General features: G+C 59.8%; 13 protein-coding genes and 1 tRNA gene. 5 read left to right on the plus strand and 9 right to left on the minus strand.

Translation table 11 applies throughout. From position 1 onward, the window contains the following. Nucleotides 1-18: 18 nt before the first annotated feature. The 8 genes from citG to DBY73_RS03735 are packed head-to-tail and all read right to left on the minus strand — an operon-like array spanning nucleotide 19 to nucleotide 7,333. Nucleotides 19-822, minus strand: a complete 804-nt coding sequence (citG, locus tag DBY73_RS03700) for a triphosphoribosyl-dephospho-CoA synthase CitG (protein WP_112009855.1) — start codon at nucleotides 820-822, stop codon at nucleotides 19-21. Continuing rightward, entirely contained in the window at nucleotides 800-1,339 is a 540-nt protein-coding gene (gene citX, locus DBY73_RS03705) for a citrate lyase holo-[acyl-carrier protein] synthase (RefSeq protein ID WP_112009856.1), read from the minus strand. Before citX ends, citG begins: the two co-directional genes overlap by 23 nt. 2 nt (nucleotides 1,340-1,341) lie before the next feature. Beyond that, complete coding sequence (gene citF / locus DBY73_RS03710) at nucleotides 1,342-2,859, minus strand: citrate lyase subunit alpha (RefSeq protein WP_112009857.1); 1,518 nt, start codon at nucleotides 2,857-2,859, stop codon at nucleotides 1,342-1,344. 10 nt (nucleotides 2,860-2,869) lie between these two features. Further along, a complete protein-coding gene (gene citE, locus DBY73_RS03715; RefSeq protein WP_112009858.1) occupies nucleotides 2,870-3,745 on the minus strand; it encodes a citrate (pro-3S)-lyase subunit beta in 876 nt (291 codons plus the stop codon). Next, nucleotides 3,742-4,035 (minus strand): citrate lyase acyl carrier protein, encoded by a 294-nt coding sequence (gene citD / locus DBY73_RS03720; protein ID WP_112009859.1) that lies wholly within the window; start codon nucleotides 4,033-4,035, stop codon nucleotides 3,742-3,744. The genes citE and citD overlap by 4 nt, the downstream gene beginning before the upstream one ends. 16 nt (nucleotides 4,036-4,051) lie before the next feature. Next, nucleotides 4,052-5,077 (minus strand): [citrate (pro-3S)-lyase] ligase, encoded by a 1,026-nt coding sequence (gene citC / locus DBY73_RS03725; protein WP_112009860.1) that lies wholly within the window; start codon nucleotides 5,075-5,077, stop codon nucleotides 4,052-4,054. A 13-nt stretch (nucleotides 5,078-5,090) separates the two neighbouring features. Further along, nucleotides 5,091-5,954 carry a fumarylacetoacetate hydrolase family protein gene (locus DBY73_RS03730; protein ID WP_112009861.1) on the minus strand — a complete coding sequence of 288 codons (864 nt, stop codon included), beginning with the start codon at nucleotides 5,952-5,954 and terminating at the stop codon, nucleotides 5,091-5,093. Nucleotides 5,955-5,971: 17 nt separating this feature from the next. Beyond that, a complete protein-coding gene (locus DBY73_RS03735) occupies nucleotides 5,972-7,333 on the minus strand; it encodes a 2-hydroxycarboxylate transporter family protein (RefSeq protein ID WP_112009862.1) in 1,362 nt (453 codons plus the stop codon). Between the two features lie 345 nt (nucleotides 7,334-7,678). Here DBY73_RS03735 and DBY73_RS03740 point away from each other — a divergent pair, with 345 nt between their 5' ends. Beyond that, entirely contained in the window at nucleotides 7,679-9,316 is a 1,638-nt protein-coding gene (locus DBY73_RS03740; RefSeq protein ID WP_112009885.1) for a sensor histidine kinase, read from the plus strand. Continuing rightward, on the plus strand, nucleotides 9,306-9,998 hold the full coding sequence (locus tag DBY73_RS03745) for a response regulator (RefSeq protein ID WP_112009863.1): 693 nt from the start codon (nucleotides 9,306-9,308) through the stop codon (nucleotides 9,996-9,998). The genes DBY73_RS03740 and DBY73_RS03745 overlap by 11 nt, the downstream gene beginning before the upstream one ends. Before the next feature lie 54 nt (nucleotides 9,999-10,052). On the opposite strand, the gene DBY73_RS03750 is transcribed toward DBY73_RS03745, so the two are convergent. Beyond that, nucleotides 10,053-12,188, minus strand: coding sequence for an ornithine decarboxylase (locus DBY73_RS03750; RefSeq protein ID WP_112009864.1), 2,136 nt, complete (start codon nucleotides 12,186-12,188; stop codon nucleotides 10,053-10,055). Nucleotides 12,189-12,381: 193 nt separating this feature from the next. Here DBY73_RS03750 and DBY73_RS03755 point away from each other — a divergent pair, with 193 nt between their 5' ends. The 3 genes from DBY73_RS03755 (at nucleotide 12,382) to DBY73_RS03765 (ending at nucleotide 14,718) form a co-directional block, all read left to right on the plus strand. Then, nucleotides 12,382-13,095, plus strand: coding sequence for a DUF554 domain-containing protein (locus DBY73_RS03755; protein ID WP_112009865.1), 714 nt, complete (start codon nucleotides 12,382-12,384; stop codon nucleotides 13,093-13,095). 95 nt (nucleotides 13,096-13,190) lie between these two features. Continuing rightward, a tRNA-Phe gene (locus DBY73_RS03760) sits at nucleotides 13,191-13,266 on the plus strand. Between the two features lie 195 nt (nucleotides 13,267-13,461). Beyond that, the gene (locus DBY73_RS03765; protein ID WP_112009866.1) at nucleotides 13,462-14,718 is read left to right on the plus strand and encodes an integrase arm-type DNA-binding domain-containing protein; all 1,257 of its coding nucleotides are present in this window, start codon (nucleotides 13,462-13,464) and stop codon (nucleotides 14,716-14,718) included. Nucleotides 14,719-14,804 lie beyond the last annotated feature (86 nt).

The following is a 14,804-nucleotide window of genomic DNA, read 5'->3' on the forward strand; positions in this document are numbered from 1 at the left end:
AGCGTCAGCGCTACCCGGCTATTTTATTGCAGAGAGCACCCACCCCACCGACAGCAAATCCGCGCTGCCGCCCGGACTCAGGTTCCGTTCAATCAATGCGTTATCCATATCAAGCAGCGCCTGATTATCCCAGCCGTTAGCCAGCAGGTCCCGCGCGTAGCCCTGAACGTAGCGCAGCCCGTCAATGCCGCCGCGCGACACCAGGTTGCTGTCCTGATTGACTGACATCAGGCGCAGCAGCAGCCCGTGAAGCGAGCGTCCGCTCCACGCGTCCAGCGCCCTGCGAGCCGTGGCAAAACCACTTTCCGCCTCGCCGCGCGCGCCGGTCATGCCGTACAGCTGATACTGTCGCTCCCCCGCCGTCGCCTGCCCGCGCCGTGCCGCCAGCTCACGCGCCACCAGCCCGCGGCAAATGTTACTCACCTCACAGCAGAGGCTGTCTGCACAGAGATTTTTCACACGCCCGGCGGCGAAACAGAGCAGGCCGAGCGCGAAAATGCCCCCTTTATGCGTGTTAACGCCTCCCGTTGCCTCCAGCATCGCCTGCTCGCAGGCCATCCCCATCGGGCGGATAATCCGTAGCTGTGCGTCAGCGGGTTTATCGGCATGCGCGTGACCAAGTTCAGCGAAACGTGAAAACCACGGCGCAATCGCCGCAATGCTGCGGACGAACAGCGCGTGGTCCATATCGCGATGGGAACCGTTATTGAGCCTGTCCACCAGCCCCGGCTTCGGCGTCAGCTCCAGCTCCTGCCACAGCGCCGCTTCGGCAAGCGCGGGCACGTCCGCCGGGCGCGGTTTAGTCGCGAGCAAACCAGTCATCGATCGTCTTCTCCACGCGGGCCACGACCTGCTCAACGGGATGCTTGCGCGAGCGCGAGCAGGCGTGGGCGGGCTCGTCGCAGATCAGGCAGCGGCGCAAATTTGCCCCCAGGGACTGACGCCCGACGTGGCCGTTTACAGGGCAGATGACGTCCAGATCCCACAGCCTGCCGAGCGGGTGCGTCTGCTCCAGCGCCGCGCAGTGGGCCTTAATTTCCGCCGCCGGATGGGCAACGCACCACAGCGCTTCCGGCCCGGTCGGCAGCCACAGCACCTGGCGGTCCAGCACCTGCCAGCGCATCTCCCACAGCAGCTGATCGCACATTTGCAGCGCCACGCCCATCGTGTTGCGGTAGCGCAGGCTGTCTTTAACTTCCCCCGGCGTCACCAGCGTGAGCGAGATAACCGGTTGATGATAGTGGGCAAGCCAGTCAGCCTGACGGGCCACGCGGCGCTCTTTCGCCGCCAGCAGCTCGTCCAGGCTGACACCCGCCCGTACGGGTGTCTCTGAAATCATACTTACTCCTTCACCTGCCGCACGGTGTCAATCACGCTGCCGTCGCGGTAGCGGATAACGCCGACGATCTTGTCGGTAAACTCAATGGGCTTTGGCTCGCCGGTCAGCGATATCGCCCGCTCATACAGCGCGGTGATATCCACGACCTGTAGCCCCGCCGCCAGCAGCCGCTCGCGGATCTCCGGGCGCGCCGGGTTCACCGCAATGCCGTGATCGGTGACCAGCACGTCGATGCTCTCGCCCGGCGTCAGGCGGGTAGTGACGCGCTTTACTACCGTCGGAATACGGCTGCGCAGCAGCGGCGCGACGACGATAGTCAGGTTCGCCGCTGCGGCCACGTCGCAGTGGCCGCCGGACGCGCCGCGCATCACGCCGTCGGAGCCGGTGATGACGTTAACGTTAAATTCGACGTCGATTTCCAGCGCGCTGAGGATCACCACGTCGAGCTGGTCGCAGCTTGCCGCCTTGCTGCCGGGGTTGGCGTAAACGTTGGTGGAGATCTCCACGTGGTTCGGATTGCGCGCCAGCGAGGCCGCCGCCTGGCCGTCAAAGCACTGGGTATCGAGCAGCGTTTCGATCAGGCCTTTCTCGTGCAGATCGACAAGGCTGCCGGTGATCCCGCCGAGCGCGAAGCGCGCCTTCACGCCGCTGCGCTCCATCTTCTCTTCCATGAAGCGCGTACAGGCCGTGGCCGCCGCGCCGGAGCCGGTCTGCATCGAGAAGCCCGGTTTGAAGTAGCCGGAGTGTTCAATGACGTCCGCCGCGTAGCGGGCAATCATCAGTTCGCGCGGGTTGCTGGTGACGCGCGCCGCGCCGACGCTGATTTTCGCCGGATCGCCCACGCTCTCGACCTGCACAACGTAGTCCACGCGGTCCTGCACGATGCTGGCGGGCATGTTGGGGAACGGCACCAGCGCTTCGGTCAGCAGCACCACCTTACGGGCAAACTGCGCGTCCACCATGGCGTAGCCCAGGGAACCGCAGCACGATTTGCCGTGCGTGCCGTTGGCGTTGCCAAACTCATCGCTGCACGGCACGCCGAGAAACGCCACGTCGATGTTCAGCTCGCCGTTCTGCAGCAGCTTGACGCGCCCGCCGTGGGAGTGGATTTGCACCGGCTCGTCCATCAGCCCGCGGGAGATGGCCTCCGCGAGTTTGCCGCGCATGCCCGACGTGTAAATCCGGGTGATAACGCCGCTTTCAATGTGCTCGATCAGCGCGTCGTTGCAGGTCATCAGCGAGCTGGAGGCCAGGGTCAGGTTTTTGAAGCCCATTTTCGCCAGCAGCGCCACGACGGAGTTGATCACCCGGTCGCCTTCGCGAAACGCGTGGTGGAAGGAGATGGTCATGCCGTCCTTTAAGCCGCTGCGCGCTACCGCCTCTTCAACGGAGGCGCAGAGCTTGCGGTTGTGCTTCGCGTCGCTATCCGCCAGCCACGGCGTCGCGCTGTGGGCCGTTTCAAAGGGTTTGAGGTCCCGAAGATGGGGAAAATTCACGTGAAGAAGTTCTGTCTGATTCATTATCTCATCCTTACCGACGCACGCCGGAGGCCGCCGCGCGCTCAAGCACCACCTGCGCGTGGTGAATAATCGGCGCATCAACCATTTTGCCGTTGAGCGACACCACGCCCAGGCCGTTGCGCTCGCCCTCTTCCGCGGCTTCAATCACGCGCCTGGCGTGATCCACTTCCTGCTGGGTCGGCGCGTAGGCGTTGTGCAGCAGGTCAATCTGGCGCGGGTTAATCAGCGATTTGCCGTTAAAGCCCATCTTGCGGATCAGATCGACCTCGCGCAGGAATCCGGCCTCGTCGTTCACGTCAGACCACACCACGTCGAACGCGTCGATACCCGCGGCGCGGGCGGCATGCAGGACGGCGCAGCGGGCGTAAAATAGCTCTGTACCGTCGCCGCGCTCGGTCTGCATATCCATCACGTAGTCAAAGGCCGCCAGCGCGATGCCGATCAGGCGCGGCGAGCTGCGGGCAATCGCCACGGCGTTGATCACGCCAATGGCCGATTCAATCGCCGCCATGACGCGGGTGGAGCCGACCTCGCGCCCGCACTCGCGCTCGATGCGCTCAAGGTGGCCTTCAAGTTCATACACGTCTTCGGGCGTATCGGTTTTCGGCAGGCGGATCACGTCCACGCCCGCGTACACGGCGGCCTCCAGATCCCGCAGGCCAAACGGCGTGCTGAGCGGGTTAATGCGCACCACGGTTTCAATATCCTGATACATCGGGTGCTGCAGCGCGTGGAACACCAGCATCCTTGCGGTGTCTTTCTCGCGCAGGGCCACCGCGTCCTCAAGGTCAAACATGATGGAATCCGGGCGGTAGATAAAGGCGGTGGAGAGCATGGCGGCGTTGGCGCCCGGCAGGAACAGCATGCTGCGGCGGAGTTTGCTCATTTCAGCGCCTCCCAGCCGATGGCCTGCTCGTCGGCGGCGCGCAGAAGCGCGCTCTGCAGGCGGGCGCGAATGACGCAGTCCAGCGCCCCTTTGTCTTCGATAATGATTAATCCCTGGCGCACGCTCATGGCGCGCAGGGTGTCGTTAACGACCCGGCGGATCTGTTCGCCAAACTGCTTCATCACTTCACTGTGGATGACAATCTCCAGCTCGCCGTCGGCGGGGGCGATTTTCACCATCAGGTCGCTGGACTCCTGCGTTCCGGCCAGCGCCTCCCTTACAATTTTCATGTTCAATTCCTGGTAGTTATGCAACTTCCGCACGCTCGCGATAGTGCGCTTCGAGGTGCGCGAAGGTGGAGTCCGGGACGATCTCCCGGATCCGGGAAAACCGCTGTGTTTTGAGTAAACGCCGCACTTCCGACGCCGAAATGGCGTTGCCGGCGGCCTTGAGGCGCGGCATCTCCACCACCTCGATGTGCGTGGCGAGCAGGTCGTGCAGCGTCTGGTTGTACTGACGGGTGATATCGCAGAACGGCTCCGAGCCAATAAAGCGGTGGGTGATGCCCAGCGCCGGGGCGATAAAGTCCCGGAAGATCAGCACGTCGATCTCGCTCCACGCCTGCTGCACCTTGCCGCTCTCCTTGAGGAAGTAGGCCGGAAAGGTGGCGCGGGAGATGATGTACTGCGAGCCTTCGTGAACCACCACGTTCGGCAGGTGCGCCACGCCCGCGCGCACCATTTCAATGCGCGCGCGGAACGGAAAGAACGAGGCGTCTTCGCGCACCACGAACAGGTGCAGGGCATCGCACCGACCCGCCGCCTGCTCCACCAGATGGCGGTGGCCGAGGGTGAACGGATTGGCGTTCATCACGATCGCGCCGATCTTCTCCCCGCACTTGCGCTTCGAGCGCAGGGATCGGCAGTAGCGTTCGATCCCCTGCGGCGCGTTCTCCATCAGCACCGCGCTGTTGCCGCTCTGGGCAATCGGCCAGAAGCCGCTGCGGCCAAACCGCTCCCGGTTGCACGGGCGGGTGCAGAGGAAGAGGTGAAAATGGCCGCGCTCCAGCGCCGCGTTCTCCACTTCCGCCAGCAGCCGCGCGCTGAGGTTCTCGCCGCGCAGCTGCTCGTTGACCGCCACGCACTTGATGACGTTGGCGGCCAGCCCGGCGCAGCCCACCAGCTGCGGGCCGGACCAGGCCTCGACGAACAGCTCGATGTCGTTGTCCAGCCCGAGGCCGCTGTCGGCCAGCAGGTAGCGGATCTGGCTCAGGCGCTCCGGGTGCTTCGCCACCAGCGTGTGGCGAAACTCAACGGTGGAATGCGTGTGCATGCTGCCGCCTTTCTCAGTGCGTCGCCGAAAGCGCCTGCTCCGGCGCTTCGACGATCACGTTGCTCAGGTGACCGATGCGCTCGATCTCCACCTCAATGCGATCGCCCTCCTTCATGAACAGCGGCGGGTTACGCTTTTTACCGACGCCGCCCGGCGATCCGGTGATGATCACGTCGCCCGGGCTTAAGCGGGTAAAGGTGCTGATGTATTCGATCAGCTCCGCGACCTTGTGGATCATGCTGCTGGTGTTGTCTTCCTGCACCATGCGGCCGTTCAGCCAGGTGCGGATCGCAAGCTGGTGCGGGTCCGGGATCTCATCCGCCGTCGCCATCCACGGGCCAAACGCCCCGGTCTGCCGCCAGTTTTTGCCGGCGGTGAACCAGGTGTGCTGCCAGTCGCGCGCGGAGCCATCCATGTAGCAGCTGTAGCCCGCCACGTGGCGCAGCGCGTCGTCGCGGCGGATGTTCTCCCCGCCTTTACCGACGATCACCGCCAGCTCGCCCTCATAGTCGAACTCGCTGGAGCAGCGCGGCTTCAGCACCGGCGCGTTGTGCCCGGTCTGGGAGTCCGGGAAGCGGACGAACAGCGTCGGGGCCGGGTTGTGCTGGTCAAACTCCTTGCGCTTGTCGGCGTAGTTCATGCCCACGCAGAGGATTTTTTCCGGGCGTTCAATCACCGGCAGGAAGGTGATGGCGCTCATCGGCACGTCCACCGCATCGTTCAGGTAGCGGGTGGCCTGCGCCAGCCCGTTGCCCTGCAGCAGCGCCTTGAGGTCGCCGTAGCGGTCGCCCAGGCGGCGGCCTAAATCAATCACGCCGTCGGCCTGGACGATGCCGTAACTGCGTTTTCCCTGGTGTAAAAAGCTTGCGAGTTTCATTGTTTTTTCCTGAAAACTTAAACGAGGAAGTTGCCGAGTATCAGCAGCGAGACGGAGACGTTAATCGCGCCGCCGATGCGGGTAGCAATCTGGGCGAAAGGCATCAGGCTCATGCGGTTGCCTGCGGTCAGGATCGCCACGTCGCCGGTGCCGCCCTGCCCGCTCTGGCAGCAGGAGACGATGGCAACGTCAATCGGGTGCATGCCGATCTTTTTACCCACGAAGAAGCCCGTCGCCACCAGCGCCGAAACGGTGCTGACGATCACCAGCAGGTTGCTGACGGTAAAGGCGGCGACCAGCTCGTGCCACGGGGTAATCGCCACGCCAACGGCGAAGAGGATCGGATAGGTGACGGAGGTCTGGAAGAATTTGTAGACCACCTGAGATCCTTCCAGCAGGCGCGGAGAGGCGCCGTTGCACAGCTTCACCAGCACGGCGATAAACAGCATGCCAACCGGTGCGGGCAGGCCGATCAGCTTGTGGCCAAGCATGCCCAGCATGTAGAGCAGCACCGCCAGCAGCGCGCCGGAGGCGATAGTGGTCACGTCCGCCTTGCCGGAGAACGCGGGCTGAGAAACGCCCGCATCGGCATTCGCGCGGTTAGGCATCAGCTGGCCTTCACCGGTGAGGTGCGGGTAGCGCTTGCCGAGCTGGTTCAGGCAGCCGGAGATGATGATTGCCGTCAGGCCGCCGAGCATTACCATCGGCAGCACGCGGCCGAGCGCCACGCCCTGGTCCATGTGCAGCAGGGTGGCATAGCCGATGGAGAGCGGGATCGCCCCTTCCCCGACGCCGCCCGCCATGATCGGCAGAATGATAAAGAAGAAGATCTGGAACGGCTCCAGGCCCAGCGCCATGCCGACGCCCATGCCGACAATCATGCCGACGATTTCACCGCACAGCATCGGGAAGAAGATGCGCAGGAAGCCCTGAATCAGCACCGTGCGGTTCATGCTCATGATGCTGCCGACGATGATGCAGCAGATGTAGAGGTAGAGAATGTTGGTGGATTTGTAGAATTTGGTGGTGGACTCGACCACCACGTTCGGCAGCAGGCCGTAGTAGACCAGCGCGGAAGGGATAAAGGTGGCGCAAATCGCCGCCGCACCCAGCTTGCCGACAATCGGCAGGCGTTTGCCGAACTCGCCGCAGGCAAAGCCGAAGAAGGCCAGCGTGGCGACCATCACCACGATGTCGCTCGGCAGCTTTCCGCCCAGGCAGTCAATCGCGATGAGCGCTCCCGCTAATACAAACAGCGGCAGAGGAATAATCCCGACTTTCCAGGTATCCATAATATGCCACCAGCGCTCCTTGAGCGATGGCCGCTGAATTTCAATCGGGTCGTGGGTAACAGAGAAAGAATCGTCAGTCGTGCTCATAATAAGCCCCTTAGTTATTTTGTACGTTCAGCTTAGGGGTGCAAAGGCTTACTTTATGTGAGGAATGACATATTCAGCGCGAAGTTTTAATGGCAGCTATGGTTTTTATGGTTTCTTTTATTTTATGTGATTTATCGCTTATTTATCGCCGTGGTTTTTATGGTTTCTATTCACGTGCGGATGAGCAAATCGATAAGGTTAATTAATCCTTAAGACAGCGGTTTATTAAGACAAACCTTTTCCAGGTTGCGCTGTGCAAGGGATCACAACTTTTCGGCAAAACCCGCGCCGGTCGGGAAAAAGGTGATATATTGCCCAAATTCAATGATTCCGTGCGTGATAGTGATGAAAGTATCGTTTCAGATAAAGCTGTTTATTTCGCTGGTCGCCTTTTTCTCGGTGCTGTTTGCACTGCTGGGCGGATATTATTATGTCGACGTTGGCCGACAGCTTTATCAGGAAATGAGCGCGCGGGCGAAAATACAGGCCGAAGAAATTGCGCTTATTCCTAATTTACGCCGGGAAGTTGAAGAGAAAGATATCCAGGCCATTCACGACTTCATGCAAAAAATAGCCGCGCACAGCGACGCCAGCTTTATTGTCATTGGCGATAACAAGGGGCTGCATCTTTTCCATTCCGTCTTTGCCGACAGGGTGGGCAAAACGCTGGTCGGCGGGGATAACGACGCGGTGCTCCACGGCCAGAGCATCACCACCATCCGCAAGGGCGGCCTGGGCATTTCGCTGCGCAGCAAAGCGCCCATCTTTAACGATGCGGGGCAGGTGGTGGGGATTGTCTCGGTGGGGTATCTCACCAGCTATCTTGATACCATTACCGTAAATAAAGTGGTGAATATTCTGATTGCCGCCCTGCTGCTGCTGGTCGCGCTGTTTATCTTCTCGTGGTTCTTTACCCGCAGCATTAAGAAGCAGATTTTCTCCCTTGAGCCGCGCGAGATCGGCCTGCTGGTGCGCCAGCAAAAGGCAATGATGGAGTCGATCTACGAAGGGGTTATCGCTATTGACGACGACCTGCGCATCGAGGTGATCAACCAGGCGGCGCGCAAGCTGCTCGGCCTGAGCCAGCCCGCCCGCGCGCTGCGCGGACAGCTGATTGGCCAGGTGATTGCGCCCGTGCCGTTCTTTGCGCCGCAGACCATGCTGGCAAAAGACACCCACGATGAGATCTGCCGCTTTAACGATCTCACCGTGATCGCCAGCCGGGTGCGGATCATGCTCGAAGATTCGCTGCAGGGCTGGGTGATCACCTTCCGCGATCGCAACGAGATCGACTCGCTGAGCGCCCAGCTGAGCCAGGTGAAGCGCTACGTGGATAACCTGCGCATCATGCGCCACGAGCAGCTCAACCGCATGACGACCCTCTCCGGCCTGCTGCATATGGGGCGCTATGAAGAGGCGATTGGCTACATTCAGGCGCAGTCGGAACACGCGCAGGAGCTGCTGGACTTTATCTCGTCGCGCTTTAGCTCGCCCACGCTCTGCGGCCTGCTGCTGGGCAAGGCCGCCCGCGCGCGGGAGAAAGGCGTGGAGCTGAACTTCGACCCGGCGTGCCGGATGGATAAACCGTTCGCGCCGCTGCTGGAGTCCGAGCTGATTTCGATAATCGGCAATTTGCTGGATAACGCCATCGAAGCCACGCAGCGCGCGCCGCTTCCCCACGAGCCGGTTGAGGTGCTGATCAAGCTGAACGAGCACGAGCTGATTATTGAAGTGGCCGACCGCGGCGTGGGCATCAGCCCGGCCCTGCGGGAAAAAATATTTGAACGCGGCATCACCACCAAAACCCGCGGCGATCACGGCATTGGCCTGTACCTGATTGAAAGCTATGTCGCTCAGGCCGGTGGCACCATTGAAGTGGCGGATAACGCGCCGCGCGGGGCCATTTTCTCACTGTTTATTCCCGCCGCGGGAGCCGCCCGGCGTCCCGCCCAGGAACTGGAAGATACCGACTATGCAACATGAACTTATCGACGTACTGATCGTTGAAGACGAACACGAGCTGGCGCAGCTGCACGCGGAGCTTATCGCTAAACATCCGCGCCTGAGGCTGGTCGGCGTGGCGTCATCGCTGGCCGACGCGCATAGTCAGCTGGAAAGCAAGCGGCCGCAGCTGATGCTGCTGGACAACTATCTGCCGGACGGCAAGGGCATTACGCTGATCGGCAACCCAATGCTGGCCCGCGCCAACTGTTCGGTGATTTTTATCACCGCCGCCAGCGATATGGACACATGCAGCCAGGCCATCCGCAACGGCGCGTTCGACTATATTCTCAAGCCCGTCTCCTGGAAGCGGCTGAGCCAGTCTTTGGAGCGCTTCGTGCAGTTCGCGGAGCAGCAGCGCGTGTGGAAGATCGTTGACCAGCAGAACGTTGACTCGCTGTATCAGCTTCAGGCAAAAAACTACCGCCAGGACAACGGCAGCAAGGGCATTGAGGAGAACACGCTGGCGCGGGTACAGGCGCTGTTTAACGACAGGACGACGCACTGTTTTTCCGTGGACGAGGTGGTAAGCGAAACGGGGCTGAGCAAAACCACCACCCGGCGCTACCTGGAGCACTGCGTGGAGGCGGGGTTTCTGAGCGTGGAGATGCTGTACGGGAAGATTGGGCACCCGAGGAGGATGTATAAACGTAGTGCGGTTTGAAGAAAAGTTCCCTCTCCCTGTGGGAGAGGGTTAGGGTGAGGGCAACAGCCCGCACTATCTCAACACATACCCATACAGCCGCTTAATTCCGTCCGCATCTTTTTCGCTGTAAACCCCCTGCAGCTCCGGCGAGAAGCCCGGCAGCAGGTTGACGCCCTCTTCCAGCGCCAGGAAGTAGCGCTGCACCGCGCCGCCCCACACTTCCCCCGGCACCACGCACAGCACGCCCGGCGGGTACGGCAGCGCCCCTTCGGCAGCAATGCGCCCGGCGGCGTTGCGGATGCGCACCAGCTCCACGTTGCCGCGAACGTATTCCCGGTTCGCATCCTGCGGATTCATCGCCACCGCGGGCAGGCTCTCCCGGCGGAACATCGCCTTTTGCAGATCCTTCACGTTAAAGCTGACGTACAGGTCGTGCATCTCCTGACACAGCTGGCGGATCGTGTAGTCGCGGTAGCGCACCGGATACTTCTGATAGATGGTCGGCAGCACGTTCGCCAGCGGCGTGTCGTCTTCAATGTGCTGCTCGAACTGGCCGAGCATCGCCACCAGCTGCGCCATTTTCTCGGCGCTTTCCGCGGGCGTCAGCAGGAACAGGATCGAGTTGAGATCGCACTTCTCCGGCACGATGCCGTTTTCACGCAGGTAGTGGGCGAGGATGGTGGCCGGAATGCCGAACTCCGCGTACTCCCCCGTTTCGGCATCAATTCCCGGCGTGGTCAGCAGCAGCTTGCACGGATCGACAAAGTATTGTTCGTCCGCATAGCCCTCAAAGCCGTGCCACTTCGCGCCCGGCGCAAAGCTGAAGAAGCGCCGCTCGCGGGCAATGGTGTGGGTAGCGTGATCCTGCCACGGCCGCCCCGCCACCGTCGGTGGGATAAAGGGTTTGATCATATGGCAGTTGGCGACGATCGCCTTGCGCGCCTCGATGCCCAGCTCCACGCACTCCGCCCACAGCCTGCGCCCGCTTTCGCCCTCGTGGATTTTGGCGTTGACGTCCAGCGCGGCAAACAGCGGATAAAACGGGCTGGTAGAGGCGTGCAGCATGAAGGCGTTGTTCAGCCGCTTGTGCGGGCAGAAGCGCGCCTGGCCGCGAATGTGGTTGTCCTTTTTATGGATCTGCGACGTTTGCGAAAACCCGGCCTGCTGCTTGTGCACCGACTGGGTGACGAAGATCCCCGGATCGTTCTCGTTCAGCTCCAGCAGCAGCGGCGAGCTGTCGGCCATCATCGGAATAAACTGCTCGTAGCCTACCCACGCCGAGTCGAAGAGGATGTAGTCGCACAGATGGCCGATCCTGTCGATCACCTGACGGGCGTTGTAGATCGTCCCGTCGTACGTGCCAAGCTGGATCACCGCCAGGCGGAACGGCCTCGGCTCATCCGCTTTTTCCGGCGCCACCTCGCGGATCAGATCCCGCAGGTACGCGTCGCTAAAGCAGTGAGCGTCAATGCCGCCGATAAAGCCAAACGGGTTGCGCGCGGCTTCGAGATAGACGGGCGTGGCACCCGCCTGAATCAGCGCGCCGTGGTGGTTTGACTTGTGGTTGTTACGGTCAAACAGCACCAGATCGCCGCGGGTGAGCAGCGCGTTGGTGACGACTTTATTGGCCGCCGAGGTGCCGTTCAGCACGAAGTAGGTTTTATCCGCGTTGAAGACCTTTGCCGCAAACTTCTGCGCGTGCTTGGCGGAACCTTCGTGGATCAGCAGATCGCCAAGCTTAACGTCGGCGTTGCACATATCGGCGCGAAACACGTTCTCGCCAAAGAAATCATAGAACTGCCTTCCCGCCGGGTGCTTTTTGAAGAACGCGCCGTGCTGATGGCCCGGACAGGCAAAGGTGCTGTTCCCCATCGCGACGTACTGGCTCAGGGTGTCAAAAAACGGCGGCAGCAGCGCCGCTTCGTACTGCGCGGCGGCAGACTCCAGTTCCAGAAACTCCTGCGCCTTACCGGAAACGATCGCCGTAACGCCGTCCGGCAGCGCCATCGGCTCCTGCGAGAAGATAAACACCGGCAGCTGAAAGCCCGTGCGCTTCAGCAGAGCAAGGATACCGCTGCCGCTTTCCGCGGCCGTCATGACGACTGCCGCCACGTCGGTAAAGTCAGTGTTGTCCAGCGTCACCTTTTCGCGGTGCGTTGAGACGGCGGACACCAGCTCGCGGCTGACGGCAATTTTCAAAGATTTCATAAGCGCAAATACCCGTTTAAAGGGAGAACGGCCCCGGACAGAATCGGCATTCTGCCGGATAACGCGTCTGAGCGTAATACGTTGTGCTTCTGAGATCGAATCATTATGCATAACCTCATTCAATGCTAACTCACTTGAGCCGCTTTCATGCCATACTCATGCGCTATCAATGATTAAATAACAGGAGCTTACCGTGGTCATCGGGCCTTTCATCAATGCCGGAGCCGTTTTGCTGGGCGGCGCTCTCGGTGCCGTACTGAGCCAGCGCCTGCCGGAGCGTATTCGCTCATCCATGCCCTCTATTTTTGGCCTGGCCTCGTTGGGCATCGGTATCCTTTTAGTGATCAAATGCGCCAATCTGCCGGTGATGGTTTTAGCCACCCTGCTCGGCGCGCTGATCGGCGAGTTTTGCTATCTGGAAAAAGGGATCAACAGCGCGGTCGGTAAGGCCAAAAACCTGATCGCCCGGCCGGGCAAAGCACAAAACGGCTCGCACGAGACGTTTATTCAGAACTACGTCGCAATCGTGATCCTGTTTTGCGCCAGCGGCACGGGGATTTTTGGTTCGATGCAGGAAGGGATGACCGGCGATCCGAGCATACTGATCGCCAAAGCGTTTCTGGATTTCTTTACCGCCACCATTTTCGCCACCACGCTGGGGATTGCCGTGGCCGCAATTAGCGTGCCGATGCTGCTTATCCAGCTCGCGCTTGCCACCTGCGCGACGCTGATCCTGCCGCTCACCACGCCCGCTATGATGGCCGACTTTACCGCCGTCGGCGGGCTGCTGCTGCTGGCAACGGGGCTGCGGATTTGCGGCATCAAGATGTTTGCGGTAGTCAACATGCTGCCCGCGCTGCTGCTCGCCATGCCGCTTTCCGCGCTCTGGACGCACTTTTTTGCCTAAGATTGCGACGAACTGGTGAGAGAGTGTGCAGTCTGTAACGAAAACAACAAATTTCGTTGACGGCGGCAGGTGAATCGGGTTTAATGCGCCCCGTTGCCCGGATAGCTCAGTCGGTAGAGCAGGGGATTGAAAATCCCCGTGTCCTTGGTTCGATTCCGAGTCCGGGCACCAAATTCATATTAACGGACCTCCACGGAGGTCCGTTTTTGCATTCTAAGCCCGCCGAAATCAACGCTTCTACAATCCCTTAACTCCACCCAACTCAATCAACTTCAACCCGCATCAAGTCCCTTGCGAGGGTACAACTGTGGGTATAGTCTGATTCGATAAAATTTATACCCCTTTTACTATCAGGAGACACCGCTAATGGCGCTCACTGACGCTAAAATCCGTGCAGCTAAACCGGATGAAAAACCCTATAAACTTGCCGACAGCGGCAACATGTTTTTACTTGTTCACCCTAACGGTTCCCGCTACTGGCGACTCCGTTATCGGTTTCTGGGCAAAGAGAAAACGCTCGCTCTGGGCGTTTATCCAGAAGTCTCGTTATCAGAAGCAAGGGAAAAACGCGATACGGCGAGGAAGCTGATAGCTGAAGGAACTGATCCGTGCGAACAGAAACGGATCAAAAAGTCGGTACCCGAAACAGCTCAGACATTTGAAGGCATCGCAAGACAGTGGCATAAGAGCAACAAAAAATGGTCAGAGTCACATAGTGAGAAGATACTGAAAAGTCTCGAGACTCATGTTTTCCCCTTTATCGGCTCACGTGATATTACCACCCTCAGAACCCCAGATTTACTGGTCCCCGTTAAGGCTGCCGAAACCAAAGAGATATACGAGATCGCAGCCCGCCTTCAGCAGCGCATCACTGCAATCATGCGCTATGCTGCCCAGTCAGGCATTATCAGCTATAACCCTGCCGTGGATATGGCTGGCGCTTTAACAACGGTGAAACGCCAGCATCGCCCTGCCCTCGCCTTAAATCGCATTTCAGAGCTTCTTGAACGACTTGATGCATACAGAGGACAACCTCTCACCCGGCTGGCAACTAAACTCACCCTGCTTATCTTCATCCGTTCCAGTGAACTACGTTTTGCCAGGTGGTCTGAGATCGACTTTAAGAATGCCATGTGGACCATTCCTCCTGAGCGGAAACCTATTGAGGGGGTCAAATATTCCCATCGTGGCTCAAAAATGCGTACAGAGCATCTGGTACCACTCTCAACGCAGGCACTGGATATTCTGCAGCAGATCCACACCATCAGCGGTGAATATGAGTTGATTTTCACTGGCGACCATAATCCCTGGAAACCCATGAGTGAGAACACGGTTAATAACGCATTACGCCTGATGGGCTACGATACAAAGATCGATGTCTGTGGTCACGGCTTCCGGGCAATGGCCTGCAGTTCGTTGATTGAATCAGGATTATGGTCCAGGGACGCAGTTGAACGCCAGATGAGCCATCAAGAGAGAAATGGGGTACGTGCGGCTTATATCCATAAAGCGGAGTTTCTAGATGAACGCAGTTTGATGCTGCAGTGGTGGGCTGATTTTCTCGATGCAAATAATGAAAATCCGGTCTCACCTTTCGATTACGCCAGGCAACAACACTTATAATCCATTCTCCCGGCATTCCTGCCGGGAGAATGTTTTCTTATTTTTTCTTTTCCCAGTATACCTTTATTCACAGAAGGGGGGAGCAG

Source organism: Enterobacter sp. RIT418, assembly GCF_003057745.1.
Classification (GTDB): Bacteria; Pseudomonadota; Gammaproteobacteria; order Enterobacterales; family Enterobacteriaceae; genus Enterobacter.